Here is an 18,389-nt window from a genome sequence, read left to right on the forward strand (position 1 = left end):
ATATTATTCTCACAATATTTCCCAAAAACAATGCATTAGTATTGCTTATCTGAATATAATATTGTATGATGATTTTAGAAATTCACTTTTTTTTTAAGTTACTGGGACAATTTTTAGTTAAGCGGGACAAATACGTACCAACTAGTCAGGGAGTGAAAAATGGAGTCTTTACTCACAGCCCAATTAAAGCTAATTCCTGAAATGAGTGATTTGTTACAAAAAAGGTATCAAATACTTCAGATGATTCAACTTTCCAAAGGGATTGGTCGTCGTGTTTTAGGGGAACAATTAGGTTTGTCGGAACGAGAAACTCGAAAAGAAATAGATGCATTAAGAAAACAAGGATTAATTGATATATCACGTGATGGAGCAGCAATTACTCCTGGAGGTACAAAAATTTTAATGGAATTGAAAGAAGTAGTTCGCGAGTGGTCAGGAAGATTACAACTTGAACAAACACTTTCCAAAATTTTTCAAATAAAAGAAGTAATTATTGTACCGGGAAATGTAGATACTAATACGAATGCAGCTATGCTTTTATCACAAGAAGCAGCAAAGTTCTTAGAAAGCATTTTGACGGATGACCAAATAATTGCGGTAACAGGTGGCTCTACCATTGCATCCATTTCTAACTTTGTTCATGAAACAACGAAATTTCAAAATCTAATGTTTATCGCAGCACGCGGCGGAGTTGGAAAAGACGTAACATTCCAAGCAAATACGATTGTTTCTCTTTTCGCAAACAAAATGAATGGATCTTATCGGACCTTGTATATGCCAGATAGTTTGAGTGAAGAAGCATATATTACGATGAAAAAAGAGCCATTTATACAAGAAATGATGGACCTATATGAAAGAACAAATATTGTTATTCATGGTATAGGTGATGCCGAAGAAATGGCTAGAAGAAGAAATTCTAGTGAAGATGAAATCGAGCGTTTGAAAGAGAATGGTTCTGTTAGTGAAGCATTTGGCTACTATTTTAATGACCAAGGCGAAGCAGTCCACCGTATAAGAACAATTGGAATTCAGTTAAAACAATTAAAAAATATAGACCATCTACTTGCAGTTGCAGGTGGAGCCAAAAAAGCAAAAGCATTATTATCTTATTTTAAACAAGCGCCTGAACAAACTGTGTTAGTGACAGATGAAGGTGCTGCAAATGAAATGATGAACATAATTTCACAAACCAATTTAGGAGGAAAATAAAATGACAGTAAAAATAGCGATTAACGGATTTGGACGTATTGGACGTAAAGTATTCAGAGAAGCATTAGAACAGAAAGACATAGAAGTAGTAGCAATCAATGACCTAACGGATGCTGCAATGCTTGCTCACTTATTAAAATATGATTCAGTTCATGGAATTTTCAATGCAGATGTATCTTCAGAAGGAGACTTTTTAGTTGTAAACGACAAAAAGATCCGTGTTTTTGCTGAGAAAGACCCATCTGCACTTCCTTGGAAAGAACAAGGGATAGATATCGTTATTGAATGTACAGGGATTTTTAGTACTACTGAAAAAGCTGGAAAACATATTGAAGCTGGAGCTAAAAAAGTAATTTTATCTGCACCTGCTAAAGATGATATGCCTACATTTGTTATGGGTGTAAATGCTGAAAAATATAACCCAGAAACGGACCATGTTGTGTCAAATGCTTCTTGTACAACAAACTGTTTGGCTCCTGTAGCGAAAGTGTTACAAGATCAATTTGGTATTAAGCGTGGAATGATGACAACTGTTCATTCATATACGAACGATCAACGAATTTTAGATTTACCGCATAGTGATTATCGTCGTGCTCGCGCAGCAGCTGAATCTATGATTCCAACTACAACTGGAGCAGCAGTAGCGGTTGCAAAAGTACTTCCAGAGCTAAAAGGAAAATTAGATGGAATGGCAGTTCGAGTTCCAACACCGAATGTTTCATTAGTAGATTTTGTTGCTGAGTTAGAAAAAGATGTGACGGTTGAACAGGTAAATGATGCATTAAAACAAGCAGCTGAAAATGAATTAAAAGGAATTCTTGCATACAATGAGTTGCCTCTTGTTTCGATTGATTATAACGGAAACACATCTTCTTCAACCGTCGACGGATTATCAACAATGACTTTAGGCGGTAATTTGGTGAAAGTAATATCATGGTATGACAATGAATCAGGATACTCTGCACGTTGTATCGACCTTGCACTTCTTATGATGAAAAAAGGCTTATAACAAGTAAATTCTATCGATTTTAAATAGCGATTATGTGTAATAACCTCTATAATAGGAGAGGGTAAAAGGAGCAAAGGATTACCCTTTTGCTCCTTATTTTTTTACAGATAAGATTTAACCGTGGGTATGCACGTATCGTGCCTTGCATCCGACAGATTAGGATACATTCCCCCGATATTTACTGTCGAGGTTAAGCTGAAGCTATGCTGATTTCTTAATATAAGGAGGCTATTCTCATGAATGAAAAACAAACGATGAAAGATGTTACTTTACAAGGTAAACGAGTATTTTGCCGTGTAGACTTTAACGTACCTATGGAAGATGGCGCAATTACAGATGACACACGAATTCGAGCAGCATTGCCGACAATCAATTATTTAATTGAACAAGATGCAAAAGTAATTTTAGCTAGTCATATGGGCCGCCCAAAAGGCGAAGTAAAAGAAGAACTTCGTTTGACAAAAGTTGGAGAACATTTAGCAAAATTATTAAACAAACAAGTGAAAAAATTAGATGAATCAATTGGTACTGAAGTGGAACAAACTGTTTCTGAAATGAAAAATGGGGACATTATATTATTGGAAAATGTTCGTTTTCATGCAGGAGAAGAAAAAAATGATGCAGAGCTTGCAAAAGCATTTGCTGCCTTAGCAGATGTGTATGTAAATGATGCATTTGGAGCTGCTCATCGTGCGCATGCAACGACAGAAGGCATTGCTAAATTATTACCAGCTGTTTCTGGACTATTAATGGAAAAAGAATTAGATGTATTAGGGCAAGCTCTATCTAACCCGGAACGACCTTTTACTGCAATTATTGGCGGAGCTAAAGTAAAAGATAAAATTGGTGTTATCGATCATTTATTAGATAAAGTTGATAATATTCTAATTGGTGGGGGATTATCGTATACGTTCACAAAAGCGCAAGGACATGATATTGGAACGTCTCTTTTAGAAGAAGATAAAATCGAGTTAGCACAATCTTTTATTGAGAAGGCGAAAGAAAAAGGTGTTTCTTTTTACTTACCAGTAGATGTTGTCGTAGCAGATGAATTTTCAAAAGATGCCAATACGAAAGTTGTCGATATAGACCAAATTCCATCTGACTGGATGGGGTTAGATATTGGACCGAAAACCGCTGCATTATATGCGGACGTCATTAAAAATAGCAAGCTAATCATTTGGAACGGACCTATGGGTGTGTTTGAAATGGATGCATTTGCAAGTGGTACAAAGGGTGTAGCAGACGCAATGGCTGAAACGACTGGATATACAATTATCGGTGGTGGAGATTCAGCAGCAGCTGTTGAGAAATTCAATGTTGCAGATAAAATGGACCATATATCCACTGGTGGAGGAGCTTCCCTTGAATTTATGGAGGGGAAAGACTTACCTGGGGTTTCTGCTTTAAACGACAAGTAATGGAGGAGATTCATATGCGTAAACGCGTAATAGCAGGGAATTGGAAGATGTATAAAACACTTTCTGAAGCGAAAGAATTCGCTCTACAGCTTAAAGAAAAACAAGTGGATAGCAGCAAAGTGGAAACAATTATATGTGCGCCTGCATTATTTTTAGATCAACTTGTACATGTTACAAATGATTCTTTTATTTCTATCGGTGCACAAACGATGCATGAGGAAAAAGAGGGAGCATTTACAGGAGAAGTTAGTGGACATCAACTACAAGATCTTGGTGTAAGCCATGTGATTATTGGTCACTCCGAAAGACGTCAATACTTCAATGAAACAGATGAATCGGTCAATAAAAAGGTTAAAGCTGCTTTTTCAAATAATTTAACTCCGATTATTTGTGTAGGAGAAACATTAGAACAACGTGAACAAAACGAAACGGAAAGCATTGTTTCCAAACAAGTAATGACAGCTTTAGAAGGACTTTCAGAAGAAAATGTTATGAATTCTATTATCGCTTATGAACCAATTTGGGCTATCGGAACTGGTAAAACAGCTACTGCAGACGATGCGAATGATGTATGCCAAGCAATTCGTGAGACAGTTCTAGATGGATTTGGAGAAGAAGTTGCAAGCGCTGTTCGTATTCAATATGGTGGCAGTGTAAAACCAGATAATATTGAAGAATTGCTTTCAAAAGAACATATTGACGGCGCATTAGTAGGCGGAGCAAGCTTACAAGTAGACTCGTTTGTAAAACTATTGGAGGCTGGGGAAAATGTCTAAAAGTCCAGTAGCTTTAATCATCCTCGATGGATTTGGATTACGACATGAATCATATGGAAATGCAGTAGCACAATCGAACAAACCTAACTTTGACCGTTATTGGGCGGAGTATCCAAATGCTACTCTTACGGCATCAGGTGAAGCGGTTGGCTTGCCGGAAGGACAAATGGGTAACTCGGAAGTAGGACATTTAAATATCGGTGCTGGAAGAATTGTCTATCAAAATCTAACTCGAATTCATAAATCGATTCGTGATGGTGAATTCTTTTTAGAACCGGAACTTCTTGCTGCGATTGAACATGTAAAGCAAACAGGTGGTAAGCTTCACTTAATGGGACTACTTTCGGATGGTGGCGTTCATAGTCATTATTCTCATCTATTTGCTTTATTGAAATTAGCAAAATCAGAGGGGCTTCAAGATGTGTTCGTTCACGGATTTTTAGATGGACGAGATGTTGGGCCACGTACTGCAATTGGTTATGTGGAAGAAACTGAAAAACAAATGAAGGAAATCGGTATAGGGAAGTTTGCTTCTATTAGTGGTCGCTATTACGCAATGGATCGTGATCGTCGCTGGGATAGAGTAGAACTCACGTATCATGCACTTATCGATGGAATTGGAAGAACTGCCGAATCTGCTACGGAAGGAATTTTAAAATCCTACGAAGAAGATGTAGCAGATGAATTTGTACTTCCATTCGTCATTGAGGAAAATGCAAAGCCAGCAATTACAATTGACTCTGGAGATGCGGTAATTTTCTTTAATTTCCGACCTGACCGTGCGATTCAATTATCTCTTGCCTTAAATACACCAACATTTGATAGTTTTAAGTTAAGTGAAAAGCATCCAACAAATTTAAAGTTTGTGACATTCACACATTATAGTGATGAGGTTGTTTCGGATGTTGTTTTTGAAAAAGCGAACTTGTCTAATACAGTTGGAGAAGTACTTTCTAATCATCATAAATCACAACTTCGGATTGCAGAAACTGAAAAGTACCCACATGTGACATTTTTCATGAGTGGTGGGCGCGAAGAAACGTTCCCTGGTGAGAAAAGAATTTTGATTAATTCTCCTAAGGTTGCAACATACGATTTGAAACCTGAAATGAGTGCGTATGAAGTAACAGATGCACTTCTAGCTGAAATTGCAGCCGATAACTTTGATGCAATCATTTTAAATTTTGCTAATCCCGATATGGTTGGTCATAGTGGAATGCTAGAGCCAACGATTAAAGCAATAGAAACAGTTGATGAATGCTTAGGTAAAATAGTAGATGCCATTACTGCAAAAGGTGGCTATGCGATTATTACAGCCGATCATGGAAATTCTGATGAGGTAACTACTTTAGAAGGTCAGCCAATGACAGCACATACAACTAATCCTGTTCCTGTCATTGTTACGAAGAAAAATATCACCCTTCGTCCTGACGGAATTTTAGCCGATTTAGCACCAACCATGTTACACTTATTAGGGATAGAAACACCGCCTGAAATGACAGGTAAAACACTAATCGAAACGGAGAGTTAAAAATGCCAATTATTACACAAATTCAAGCTCGTGAAGTATTAGATTCACGTGGAAACCCAACAGTAGAGGTAGAAGTTTTTACAGAAAGTGGCGCATTTGGTCGTGCAATCGTTCCATCTGGTGCATCTACTGGTGAATATGAAGCGGTAGAACTTCGTGACGGTGACAAAGCAAGATACCTAGGTAAAGGTGTTCTAAAAGCAGTAGATAACGTAAATAACATAATCGCAGCAGAACTAGAAGAGAACTTTTCTGTATTAGATCAAGTAGAAATTGATCATGCAATGATCGAATTAGACGGCACAGAAAATAAAGGAAACCTTGGTGCAAATGCAATTTTAGGTGTTTCAATTGCTGTTGCCCATGCTGCAGCAGATTATTTAGATATTCCACTATATCAATATTTAGGTGGATTTAATGCAAAACAACTACCAGTTCCAATGATGAATATTGTTAATGGTGGAGAACACGCAGATAATAATGTAGACATTCAAGAATTTATGGTAATGCCAGTTGGAGCAGAATCATTCCGCCATGCACTTCGCATGGGCGCAGAAATTTTCCACAGCTTAAAAGCAGTATTAAAAGAAGCAGGATTAAACACTGCTGTTGGCGACGAAGGTGGATTTGCACCAAACTTAAAATCAAATGAAGAAGCCCTTTCTACTATTATGACGGCTATCGAAAGAGCTGGCTACAAACCAGGCGAAGATGTCCTTCTAGCAATGGACGTTGCATCTTCAGAGTTGTTCAACAAAGAAGATGGTAAATACCATTTATCTGGTGAAGGTGTAGTAAAAACTTCGGAAGAAATGGTTGCTTGGTATGAAGAACTTTGTGAAAAATACCCAATCATCTCGATTGAAGATGGCTTAGATGAAAATGACTGGGCTGGACATAAATTGCTAACGGAACGTTTAGGTAAAAAAGTACAACTAGTTGGTGACGATTTATTCGTAACAAATACGAAGAAATTAGCACAAGGAATTGAGCAAGGTGTTGGAAATTCAATCCTTGTAAAAGTAAACCAAATTGGTACACTTACAGAAACTTTTGATGCAATCGAAATGGCTAAACGTGCTGGTTATACTGCAGTAATTTCTCACCGTTCAGGTGAATCAGAGGATGTTACAATTGCCGATATCGCAGTTGCAACAAACGCTGGTCAAATTAAAACAGGTGCACCATCTCGTTCGGATCGTGTAGCAAAATACAACCAATTACTACGTATTGAAGATCAGTTGTATGAAACTGCTCAATATTTAGGTAAAAAAACATTTTATAACTTAAAATAATGCAAAAGCTACTTAACGAGAAAATCGTTAAGTAGCTTTTTTAATAGAAAGTATATAAATTGCCATGAACAGTTTGATTTCCGCTGCAGCCGGACGCTTTCCAGGGGGCAAGCATCAAGCCGCTTCCTTCGCTACGCTCTGTCCAGGGTCTTGATTTGCTTGCTAATCCCCTAGGAGTCGCCGCCTTCCGCTCCAATCAACAGTGCAAATAAGGAACTAGTACTCCTCAGGAATTAGTGAAGCCAAATGCTCTTAAAAGGCGCTTGCGCTATTCTTAATAAAAAGTATAAAACAATCAATAACACTTGAGAGTTAGTAGTGTCCAAAAAATGGTTATTCCAACTTAGTAGATGATTTTTCCAACTAAATCATGCATAATTCCAACTAAACCATGAATTATTCCAACTAAATCTTCCGTTTTTCCAACTAAATCGAAATACCCTTTAAAAAAGAGGATGTAACCCTGCAGAACGGAAGGCTTAATGTTTTGATACTCTAATTAAAATAGGTAAGGCCCGACTAAGAAAAATAAAACGATTAAATTCATAAACGTTGTATATACTACAAAAAGATTGAAAGTATCTTCCAATAGCTTATAACGGAGAAGATACAATGGAATGATAGAAAGAATCATAGAGATCACTAATAAGACTGCAAACTCCCAGCTCGCTGATATATAAGGAATTTTGTAAATAATAGATTCTATATCAGTAAAATTATAAATGAAATACGTTTGAATACTAAATAACGTAATAATATGAACTATAAATGCCGTTTTATGAGAATGAGCAAATCTTCGTTTTTGCAATAATAGTACTGTTACATAGGATACGATAAAAGTAATAATAATCCATACAAATGAGAATAGGATAAGTATAAAACCATTAAACAATTTACCAAGTAAAGTAAAACCTGCTTCTTTATAATCTCCCGCCAAAACCCCATTACTTTCCTTTTTCTTCAATTGATCAGATGAAGAATATTCAAGAAAGCGGTTTGCCCCTTTCATTTTAAAATAGGCAACTGTTTGTTCATCTAAAAAGATAGGACGTTCATAACGGTTAGGAGTTTTAGTTAGAGCATTCACTTTAATGGTATTTTCTGAGAAATTACCTGCAAAAACTTTCGTAACTTTTTCTCCAGTTTCATCAAAAAAGGTAGATGAAAATGTAATCATTGGTCCGGATGTTCCTTGGTAGAAACTTGGAGAATAAATATCTTTTAAGGCTAGTCCAGATTGTTCCTCAACAAATGACAGCATGCTGTAAGTAGGTTCTTGATTGAGGGTTAGATTAAATAGCGCTGTTTCTATTTTAGTCGTACTAGAACCACCAGCTATTATTTTTTTATCTTGTATTAGAGAGAAATTGTTATCGTTTAGCTGAATAATATCTAAAGATGATAGAATTTCTTGTGAACTTCCATTGAATTGAAAGAGCTGGGAAAGTTGATCTGTTAAGTTGTATACAGTATAAAGATCCTCTTTGTCTTTTCTGGTTATAATAAAGATTTTATTGTCCAATATTTTCACGAAGTATACGGGATCGTTTAACTTGAAGCGTTGCTTTTCGTTAGAAAATGGACTGTTTAAAACAACAATCTCTTGGTCCTCTGTCCAATATACAAGTGTATTTTCGGTTTTGGAAAAATTTGAGACATTCGTAGCTACTTCTGTTTGTTCAGCTGAAATATTGGAGTGAACTAGTGCATTGTCTTTTATAAAGTAAGAATCGGTTTTATCGCTCCAACTGTTTTTGTATGTATTTAATAACTTGTGTGTACGATTTTCATTACAAATCATATCTTTATCACAGGATAAAACAATTAGCTTCTTGAAGTCTAAAAGGCTGATCGTGTAGCCGTTTTCTTCTTGAACACTTTGAAGAGTGGAAAAGTTACTCACATCTGTATTAACAGGATAGGAGCGACTCCATTCTTTGGAGGGAAGTTCCCTTTGAGCTTGCAACGTAAACCAGAATAGAAATCCTACGATACATACTATAAATAGGATGCTTATTGATAATAACTTGTTTTTCATCATGTACCTCTCTTTTCTTTAGTACAAATAATTTCTATCTATTTCCTTTAATTCTATCAATTGTATGATTATTCGTAAACAAAAAACAGAATATTATATTTCTTGAAGTATTATATTATTGATAGACTGTTGAAACTTCTAGTTGTTTTTGGTAAAATTAAAGTTGTTGTGGACGTTCTTATCAGGAGGTGGAATAAATGCATGCGTTTCTATTAACTTTACTTGTCATCGTATCGCTCGCATTAATCGTTGTTGTATTGTTACAATCGGGGAAAAGTGCTGGTCTTTCGGGAGCCATCTCTGGTGGGGCTGAACAACTTTTTGGAAAACAAAAAGCTCGAGGTATGGACCTTGTATTACATAGAGTGACGATTGTTCTAGCAGTGTTATTTTTTATCTTAACGATTGCTATAACTAAATTTTAAAAACAGATCGCCTGACCGACTTCTGATTGGTTAGGCGTTTTCTTTTAAATTTTACATACATTCATATTTTTAAATGTCATGATGCATCGCCTTTTTGTCCATACTTTAGTTGTGGGGAAAAGATAGGTGAATGTGCATTTTTGATTGGAGGATTTAATTTATGCGAATTTCAACGCCAAAACCTTTTTTCTTTGAAGCTGGGAAACGTGCAGTATTACTTCTTCATGGATTTACAGGTAATTCGTCTGATGTTCGAATGCTCGGACGCTTCTTAGAGAAAAAAGGATACACATCAATAGCACCTCATTATAAAGGACATGGTGTACCACCTGAAGAGCTTCTAGAAACTGGTCCAATCGATTGGTGGCAAGATGTAATTGGTGCTTATGAACGTTTAAAGGCTGCAGGATATGACGAGATTGCGGTTGCTGGTTTGTCACTTGGAGGCGTATTTTCATTGAAAATAGGGTATACAGTTCCTGTGAAAGGAATTGTCACCATGTGTTCTCCAATGACCATGAAGACGACAGACATTATGTTTGAGGGCGTATTAAAATATGCGAGAGAATATAAGAAGTATGAAGGAAAAACAGAGCAACAAATTGAAGAAGAAGTAGAAGCAATTCGTGAAACACCAATGGAGACATTAGCAGACTTAAGAGAATTTGTTTATAATGTTCGCGATCACGTCGATCATATTTATGCTCCACTCCTTGTTACGCAAGGTAAGAAGGATACAGTGATAGATATAAATTCGGCGAATATTATTTATGATAACGCGGAATCCATTGATAAAAAAATTAATTGGTACGAAAATTCAGGTCATGTCATAACACTTGGCTCGGAAAAAGAGCAATTACATGAAGATATATTAAACTTTTTAGAGTCACTTGATTGGAATGTGTAAAACAACCTAAAAGTGCACACGCTGAAAAAGGAGGGATGTACTATGGAAAATATGAAAGAAACACTACTTGAATTAATGCGCTCGGAAGAGTATAAGCCATTAACGGTTAAAGAAATTGAGAAACATTTTGGTTTAACTCATTCAGAGGAATTTAAAGAATTAGTTAAAACACTTGTTCAAATGGAAGAGAAAGGTCTTGTTGTTCGTTCGAGATCCGATCGATATGGTATTCCAGCGCGTATGAACTTAATAGTTGGAAAGTTTATTGGGCATGCAAAAGGTTTTGGATTTGTTGCACCAGAAGAAGATGGGATGGATGATATTTTCATTCCACCTACTGAAGTGAATGGAGCAGTGAATGGAGACAAGGTGCTTGTTCGAGTTTCTCTTGAATCTTCAGGTGACCGAAGAGAAGGTTCGATTATTAAAATAACGCAAAGAGGTATTACCAGTGTAGTTGGAACATTCCAGGATAATAAAGGATTCGGATTTGTTATTCCAGATGATAAGAAAGTTCCAATGGATGTATTTATTGCAAAAGGAGATACACTTGGAGCGATTGAAGGACATAAAGTAGTTGTAGAAATTACAGATTGGCCAAATGAAAGAAAGTCTGCAACTGGGATTGTCACACAAATTCTTGGACATAAAAATGATCCAGGGGTAGATATATTATCCATTATTTATAAACATGGTATTACGATTGATTTTCCAGAGGAAGTAATCAATCAAGCGGAATCTGTGCCAAATGAAATTGATGAAAAAGACTTGGAAAATCGTAGAGATTTACGAGAAGAAGTAATTGTAACGATTGATGGAGCAGACGCAAAAGATTTAGATGATGCGGTTACCGTAACTAAATTCCCAGATGGCACATACAAACTTGGTGTACATATTGCCGATGTAAGCCACTATGTAACAGAGGGGTCACCTCTTGACCGTGAAGCGTATGATCGTGGAACAAGTGTGTACTTAACGGATCGCGTTATTCCAATGATTCCACATCGTCTGTCAAATGGTATTTGCTCGCTGAACCCACAAGTGGATCGTTTAACATTATCATGTGAAATGATTATAGATGGATCAGGTATGGTTACATCTCACGAAATTTTCCAAAGTGTTATCCGAACAACGGAACGTATGACTTATGCCGATGTGTTTAAAATTTTGGAAGAAAAAGATGCAGAGTTAATCGAGCGATATGAGCCACTTGTACCAATGTTTGAAACGATGGCAGAGCTTGCATCTGTTCTTAGAAAAAAACGTGAAAATCGTGGAGCAATTGACTTTGATTTTCCGGAAGCAAAAATTCTAGTAGATGAAGATGGTTGGCCGACAGATGTTGCAATTCGTGAACGAACAGTCGCAGAACGACTTATTGAGGAATTCATGTTAGCTGCTAATGAAACAGTCGCAGAGCACTTCAAATGGATGGATGTTCCGTTTATTTACCGTATTCATGAAGATCCAAAGCCGGAAAAACTTCAACGCTTTTTCGCATTTTTAACAAACTTTGGCCTTGTCGTAAAAGGAACAGGAAACGATATACATCCAAAAGCACTTCAAGAAATTATTGAGTCCATTGAAGGAATGCCTGAAGAACCCGTTATTTCTACCATGCTGTTGAGATCACTTCAGCAAGCAAAATATTATTCGGAATGCTTAGGACATTTTGGATTATCAACCGAATACTATACGCATTTTACTTCTCCAATTCGTCGTTATCCAGATTTAATCGTTCATCGATTAATTCGTACGTATTTAGTAGAAGGTGATGTAACACAAGCTACTATTAATCACTGGGGAGCTATTATGGACGATATCGCAGAGCATACGTCTAAACGTGAACGTCGTGCAGTAGACGCCGAGCGTGACACAGATGCGCTGAAAAAAGCGCAATATATGGCGGATAAAATCGGCGAAGAGTTCGAAGGTATTGTTAGCTCCGTTACAAACTTTGGTCTGTTTATCGAGCTTCCGAATACAATAGAAGGACTTGTGCACGTTACGAATATGACAGACGATTATTATCGTTTTGATGACCGTCAAATGATGATGATTGGTGAGCGCTCAGGTAAGCAATTCCGAATCGGAGATGAAGTAACGATTCGAGTAGCTGCTGTCAAACCGGAAGAATCAGCAGTAGACTTTGAAATCGTAGGAATGAAAAAAGCATTTCACCGTACTAGAAAAGAAGCACCAAAAGTAATTCACGCGCAGAAAAAAGATAGTTCTCCTACTAAAAAAGGAACTTCTCAACCAGGTCCGAAAAAAGGTGTAAAACAGAAAAAGAAATTTTACGAAGCAGTTGCGAAAAAATCGCAAAGACGTAAAAGACCGAAGAAAAAATAAAGGGGCGATTTAGTCGCTCCTCTCCAGCTTTTGAGAGGTGAATGAGATGGCAAAAAAGCATGATGATAAAGTACTGGCACAAAACAAAAAAGCGAGCCATGATTACTTTATCGAAGAGACAATTGAAGCAGGAATTGTACTGCAAGGTACCGAAATCAAATCGATTCGAAATGCAAAAGTACAATTAAAAGATTCCTTCGTACGAATTCGAAACAACGAAGCATGGATTTCCAATATGCATATAAGCCCGTACGAACAAGGAAATCGATTCAATCATGACCCATTACGATCACGAAAACTACTTTTACATAAAAAGCAGATTAGTACATTAATCGGAGAAACAAAACGAGATGGTTACTCCATCGTTCCACTTAAAATGTATATAAAAAATGGCTATGCAAAAGTACTAATCGGCGTCGGAAAAGGGAAGAAAGATTACGACAAACGAGACGTCTTAAAGAAAAAAGAAGCAAAACGAGACATCGAAAGAGCATTCAAAGAGCGCAATCAGTAAAGTACTGCCATGATGTGGCATTACATGGCACTTGAAATTTGACCTAATTTGATGTATAGTAAGCTATGTAACAAAGTTCAGCGTTGCAAACTAGCGTTTGTCAACAGTCTGACTTATTCCATAAACGGGGACGTTATGGATTCGACAGGGATAGTCTGAGCTTGAGTTGCGCGTCGGAGGCTCGGCTCCGTAAAAACGGACCTTATAATAACAGGCAAAACAAACAACAACTTAGCATTCGCAGCGTAAGCTCGGATCTGCTTTATCTATCCATCGCCCATGTGGCTAGGTAAAGCTCAACTTTAGTGGGATACGGTTGGCAGTGCAACTTGAGCTGTCAGCAAGAGATTTCCAAGTTAGCGTACAAGACGCCCGCTTGTCGGCATAATGCTACGCGAATCCTAAATAGGCAAGATACACGCGTAGAAGCTTAAGCGTTAGAGTTTCTGGACGCGGGTTCAAATCCCGCCGTCTCCATATAATAAACTACTATAAACGTAGTGGTATCAAAGGTTTTAACAACAAGGGAGTTTGAACGGGTGTTGAACTAGGGAAGAAACTCCCTAATAAACTCCCTATCGAATTTGCGACAATGACCTTCTAATTTATTAAAATTAGGAGGTTTTTTATTTGGGCAGAAAACATGGTATTTTTTCCATTCAATCAGAAGAAATTAACATCTCTACAAAGAAAAAAACAGTTAAAAGAAACGGTATAACTATTTCACAAGCACTAGAAACCATTTATCAGCAAATGCGAATCGCAGGAAATCGAATCCGAACAATTGAAAGCTACGACTATATTTTTAATCAATTCGTACAGTTCAATAAACTGGAATATGTAGAGGATATTACAGCTGATAGCATTTACGAGTACTTAGGTTCATTAGAGGTCGCTCAACAGACGAAATTAATACGTCTAAAATCGATTAAGGCTGTATTAAGCAAATTTCATAACAACGGTTGGATGAAGCAGAAGTTCTGGAGTACCATTAACATCAAAATTGATAAGCAAGTTAAAAAGGGTGCTAAGGCAAATGATATTGAAACGCTTATTGAACTAATTGACCAAAACACTTTCATTGGCTTTCGAGATACAGTATCTATTCTTACAATGTATAAGACTGGCATTCATATCCAAACATTAGGCGAGTTGAAAGAGAGACATATTGATTATGAAAACCTTTCCTTAAACCTAGACGGTTCTATTTTGAAGAATCATAAGTTCTTAAAACTGCCAATTGACCAAGAATTAGCCGACCTTTTCAAAGTATTGATTATGCAAAATGATAAGATTCGAAGCTACTACAACACGGCGGAACTCATACTATGAGAAAAACATTTGGTTACACTTACTATAATGAAACAAAAGACATTGCAACACTAATGAAAATCTTTAATCACTCATCACAGAAAACAACATTACGATACATCGGAATTACGGAGGAAAGAATCGAAAACAGTATTAAAAGAGTATCGTTCTTTTAAAAATATTACCCAAACAAAGGGAGCGTATCAAATGGAAAATGAATCACTCTATTACCTCAATGGTTTAACTAATCTAAATGCCGAGAAATTCATTGAGCATCTTAAATCTATTCATAACCAACTTGAAAATGATATTGAAATGATTTCAACGAAAGATATAGAGGATATAAATTTTGAGGATGTGCAAGATGTACAGAAGCGATATGTAAATGATTTGCTTCAGATGAATGAAATAGTTAATGACTTTACAATGTATAAATCTCGCTTTAATGGTGCTAAGTGTAAAAATGAATAAACGTATCAATTTAATTATGAATGTATAGAACACTTCAATTGTTGAGGTGTTCTTTTATTATTGTTAATGTTGTGTAGATTCAGTAATGATGCCGATATACGATGCTCCATTATTAGTTAATATCACAATAAAGTTTTGTTTTTAACTTAATGTCTAATCATGAGATGTTATACAGAATCGTTGATTTTACTATATCAATTGAAAAACAAAAAATATTAAAGTATACAGAATTAATGTTTAATGTATAGGGGGGGTATAAAAACATAATAGGTGTAGATTCGCTATTTGAATAGATCATAAGCTCTTACAGTCACACGTAATAATTATTTTAATGATATTCGAAATTAAATATCAAAAAATTCCTCTATTATTGAAAGAACAAAACTGGCTTAAAGAGATATTTGAAACATACAAAATAAATAATAATACCCCACTTCCTTAATATTTGGTTGTTGGGATTTGTCGATTTAAAGTATGGTTTTATATTAACATAAATTTATAGATTAAAACGCATAGAATAGTATATATAGGTATAATTTGCAGAAATATGTAATATAATAGATTGTGAATGATATAAAAAGTCAAAGGGGATTATTGGCTATGAATCAGAAGAGATATACAGTGACATATAGAGTCAACGCTGGAAATGAAAAAACAGAAATTATCTGGATTGATACTTTTTATAGCATAGAAACTGAGTATATGATTAAAATTGAACTAAATAAATCGAAAGAAAGTAATATCGGAATTGATTAGATTGAAATACTTTCTTATAAATAATATCTAATAAAAAATCATTTAATAGTTAAGAGGTAATGAAGTGTCAAATGAAAAATTAATGGGAATTATATACACAGTTATAGTATTGGGGTTTCTTATCTGGATAGTATTATATTTCCTCAAGAAAAACAGATGATAAAAGAATTGATTAAGTGTTAAATAACAAAAAATGAGCGGTGGAGGAGTAAAAAGTGCATTATAAACCAGATTTATTATTTAATACCAAAATATTATCAGATTTTATAAATTTAATAAAAACAGAAATTATTCAAGAGATTAATAAAGAAGATGAAAGCTATATATTAAACATTGGAGAAGAGGCTTATATTAGTCATTTATATGAAAAATATAGCATTGAAAACATATCCTTAGATGTAGATGGTGCATATGTTGAACCGGTTGAGGAATATATCCGTGCTGAGGATTTTCCAAGCGGATATAATGTTTATTCTGGCAAGTCATATTCTAAACCAGTGTATTATTTTTATTTACCTTTTGTTGGTACAAGTGATTTATTATTTATGCAAGCTTCAACATTTACTTTTAATCCACCTACAGCATTTATTAAAAATAATACAATAATTTATAAATATATTCAGTTCGATAATGACATTGAAAAAGTTAACACTCTTTTTTATTCTTTTATTGACGATATTTCTAAGACATTAAAATATACCACAGATGACGTAGAAAGTTTTAATGGTTCTCTAGAATCATTTATTAAAGGTAACTTTTCTAAAAGAAAAGAAGAGTTAGTAAATAGGCAGGTTCAACTAGAATCTTTAAAAATGCCAATAAAGAAAAGAGGAGAAGTGCCTTCAACTTTTGCGATACCATCTCCAAACATTAAAAAGAAAATAGCTGTAAAACCACAACAAACATCTAAGGAATTATCACTTGATCCGACTCTTGACAACGAAACGTATATGGATGTATTAAAAATCATTAACGATATGGGGAAGGAATTCGAAAGGAAACCTTCAGTGTACTCTAATAAAGGAGAAGAAGATTTAAGAGATCACTATTTAATGATGCTAGAACCAAATTTTGAAGGTAGTGCCACTGGAGAAACATTTAATAAATCTGGAAAAACTGATATATTATTACGCTATCAAGGAGCAAATGTTTTTGTGGGCGAATGCAAGTTTTGGAGTGGACAAAGTGGTTTTCTAAAAACAATTGATCAGCTTTTAGCATATTTAACATGGAGAGATTCTAAAACAGCAGTTATCATGTTTGTAAAAAATATAGACTTTTCAAATGTTGTGAAAATAGCGAAAGAAGCAATTCAAAATCATCCGAATTTCGTGAAATACAATAATGATTTTGATGAATCCTGGTCAAATTACACATTTCATATTAATGGTGATGTAAACAAAGAGATTAAACTTGCTCTAATGCTATATCATACGCCTAAGTCATAAAATTTTGTCCCAATTAATATAACACCGAGTCGAAAATGAAGCCACAGTTTTAATTGATTGAAGAGGGGTTTGGAATGCTAATATCACCTTTTGATACAATTGACGAATTTACGGATGAGTTTACTAGTAATGACTTTTCAATAATAGATGACATGGTAGAGAATATTAGATATTGTAAAGAAACAAATTTGTTTAGCTTTTATGATTTGGAAAAAGACATAGGCTTCTGGTATGAACATTAACTAGAAAATAAGAAGGAAAATAGATATTCTAGCGGATTTGGCTCTAATGTAATCCAAACTCACTTTATTTTTTACAATTTATATAAGCTAATTGAAAATGAAGAAAAAGCATTAGAACATTTAGAGTTAGCGCATCAACATTACAAAAAGAATACATTGTCTTATCAATGGGAAAACGTTGTTTATAACGCATTTAGAGTTCTTTATGGTCAATCAGTTGTTCCTGATTGTGTCTTACCTAACAATAAAAGACCTGATTTAGTTATCAATCCAACTTACAATGAATATAAGTATCATCCAAGAGGATCAAGAATCATCAAGGCTGATAAAATTATTGATATGAAAACAAACACCTACGGAGTAAAAAAAGAACTCAAATATTATAAAGATTACTGTGATGAATTAATAGTGGTTCATCTAGAGGATGTTAGTGAAAAGGAACATGAGAGTGTAACGTTTATTTCTTCAGACATGTTAATAGAAATGACATCTGATAAGGAGAACGTTGAATTTATTAAAACAATTCAATCCAAAATAAAAGTTGAATATATAAAAAATGAATTCGATAGACGTATAACATATCTTCAAAAAGAACTGAAAAATAATAATAGTGATTGGAGATAGTCTACAATGTCTGATAATGAAATTCCTATAGTGAAATATATATAAGAGCAACTTGAATTA

17 protein-coding genes, 1 other RNA gene and 1 pseudogene are annotated in these 18,389 nt (G+C 35.1%); 18 read left to right on the top strand and 1 reads right to left on the bottom strand.

Going from position 1 to position 18,389, the window contains the following annotated elements:
- The first annotated feature begins 159 nt into the window (after positions 1-159).
- The 6 genes from ACTSKG_RS18325 (at position 160) to eno (ending at position 7,241) form a co-directional block, all read left to right on the top strand.
- Positions 160-1,209 (top strand): sugar-binding transcriptional regulator, encoded by a 1,050-nt coding sequence (locus ACTSKG_RS18325; RefSeq protein ID WP_464755961.1) that lies wholly within the window; start codon positions 160-162, stop codon positions 1,207-1,209.
- A 1-nt stretch (position 1,210) separates the two neighbouring features.
- Entirely contained in the window at positions 1,211-2,218 is a 1,008-nt protein-coding gene (gene gap / locus ACTSKG_RS18330; protein ID WP_464755962.1) for a type I glyceraldehyde-3-phosphate dehydrogenase, read from the top strand.
- A gap of 236 nt (positions 2,219-2,454) precedes the next feature.
- Positions 2,455-3,639 carry a phosphoglycerate kinase gene (locus ACTSKG_RS18335; RefSeq protein WP_464755963.1) on the top strand — a complete coding sequence of 395 codons (1,185 nt, stop codon included), beginning with the start codon at positions 2,455-2,457 and terminating at the stop codon, positions 3,637-3,639.
- Between the two features lie 14 nt (positions 3,640-3,653).
- A complete protein-coding gene (tpiA, locus tag ACTSKG_RS18340; protein ID WP_464755964.1) occupies positions 3,654-4,415 on the top strand; it encodes a triose-phosphate isomerase in 762 nt (253 codons plus the stop codon).
- Entirely contained in the window at positions 4,408-5,946 is a 1,539-nt protein-coding gene (gpmI, locus tag ACTSKG_RS18345; protein WP_464755965.1) for a 2,3-bisphosphoglycerate-independent phosphoglycerate mutase, read from the top strand. Before tpiA ends, gpmI begins: the two co-directional genes overlap by 8 nt.
- A 2-nt stretch (positions 5,947-5,948) precedes the next feature.
- Positions 5,949-7,241, top strand: a complete 1,293-nt coding sequence (eno, locus tag ACTSKG_RS18350) for a phosphopyruvate hydratase (protein ID WP_464755966.1) — start codon at positions 5,949-5,951, stop codon at positions 7,239-7,241.
- Positions 7,242-7,740: 499 nt separating this feature from the next.
- Here the strand turns inward: eno and ACTSKG_RS18355 are convergent, their stop codons facing one another.
- Positions 7,741-9,279 carry a hypothetical protein gene (locus ACTSKG_RS18355; RefSeq protein ID WP_464755967.1) on the bottom strand — a complete coding sequence of 513 codons (1,539 nt, stop codon included), beginning with the start codon at positions 9,277-9,279 and terminating at the stop codon, positions 7,741-7,743.
- 197 nt (positions 9,280-9,476) lie between these two features.
- Between ACTSKG_RS18355 and secG the strand changes: the two genes are divergently transcribed.
- The 12 genes and pseudogenes from secG to ACTSKG_RS18415 all read left to right on the top strand — a co-directional run bounded on the left by secG (position 9,477) and on the right by ACTSKG_RS18415 (position 18,329).
- Positions 9,477-9,704, top strand: a complete 228-nt coding sequence (gene secG, locus ACTSKG_RS18360) for a preprotein translocase subunit SecG (protein WP_464755968.1) — start codon at positions 9,477-9,479, stop codon at positions 9,702-9,704.
- Between the two features lie 160 nt (positions 9,705-9,864).
- A complete protein-coding gene (locus tag ACTSKG_RS18365; protein WP_464755969.1) occupies positions 9,865-10,611 on the top strand; it encodes an alpha/beta hydrolase in 747 nt (248 codons plus the stop codon).
- A gap of 42 nt (positions 10,612-10,653) precedes the next feature.
- The gene (gene rnr / locus ACTSKG_RS18370; protein WP_464755970.1) at positions 10,654-12,963 is read left to right on the top strand and encodes a ribonuclease R; all 2,310 of its coding nucleotides are present in this window, start codon (positions 10,654-10,656) and stop codon (positions 12,961-12,963) included.
- Between the two features lie 46 nt (positions 12,964-13,009).
- The gene (smpB, locus tag ACTSKG_RS18375; protein ID WP_387585970.1) at positions 13,010-13,477 is read left to right on the top strand and encodes an SsrA-binding protein SmpB; all 468 of its coding nucleotides are present in this window, start codon (positions 13,010-13,012) and stop codon (positions 13,475-13,477) included.
- Between the two features lie 126 nt (positions 13,478-13,603).
- Positions 13,604-13,957, top strand: a transfer-messenger RNA (tmRNA) gene (gene ssrA / locus ACTSKG_RS18380).
- Between the two features lie 150 nt (positions 13,958-14,107).
- Complete coding sequence (locus ACTSKG_RS18385) at positions 14,108-14,809, top strand: phage integrase N-terminal SAM-like domain-containing protein (protein ID WP_464755971.1); 702 nt, start codon at positions 14,108-14,110, stop codon at positions 14,807-14,809.
- A pseudogene (locus tag ACTSKG_RS18390) lies at positions 14,794-14,964 on the top strand (tyrosine-type recombinase/integrase); the annotation flags it as partial. The gene ACTSKG_RS18385 and the pseudogene ACTSKG_RS18390, both read left to right, overlap by 16 nt.
- 31 nt (positions 14,965-14,995) lie before the next feature.
- Positions 14,996-15,259 carry a hypothetical protein gene (locus ACTSKG_RS18395; RefSeq protein WP_464755972.1) on the top strand — a complete coding sequence of 88 codons (264 nt, stop codon included), beginning with the start codon at positions 14,996-14,998 and terminating at the stop codon, positions 15,257-15,259.
- Between the two features lie 600 nt (positions 15,260-15,859).
- On the top strand, positions 15,860-16,015 hold the full coding sequence (locus ACTSKG_RS18400; RefSeq protein ID WP_464755973.1) for a hypothetical protein: 156 nt from the start codon (positions 15,860-15,862) through the stop codon (positions 16,013-16,015).
- 215 nt (positions 16,016-16,230) lie between these two features.
- A complete protein-coding gene (locus tag ACTSKG_RS18405) occupies positions 16,231-17,463 on the top strand; it encodes a hypothetical protein (RefSeq protein WP_464755974.1) in 1,233 nt (410 codons plus the stop codon).
- A 74-nt stretch (positions 17,464-17,537) separates the two neighbouring features.
- Complete coding sequence (locus ACTSKG_RS18410; protein ID WP_464755975.1) at positions 17,538-17,705, top strand: hypothetical protein; 168 nt, start codon at positions 17,538-17,540, stop codon at positions 17,703-17,705.
- A 156-nt stretch (positions 17,706-17,861) separates the two neighbouring features.
- On the top strand, positions 17,862-18,329 hold the full coding sequence (locus ACTSKG_RS18415) for a hypothetical protein (protein WP_464755976.1): 468 nt from the start codon (positions 17,862-17,864) through the stop codon (positions 18,327-18,329).
- Positions 18,330-18,389 lie beyond the last annotated feature (60 nt).

The organism is Psychrobacillus syltrankelensis (assembly GCF_055454035.1).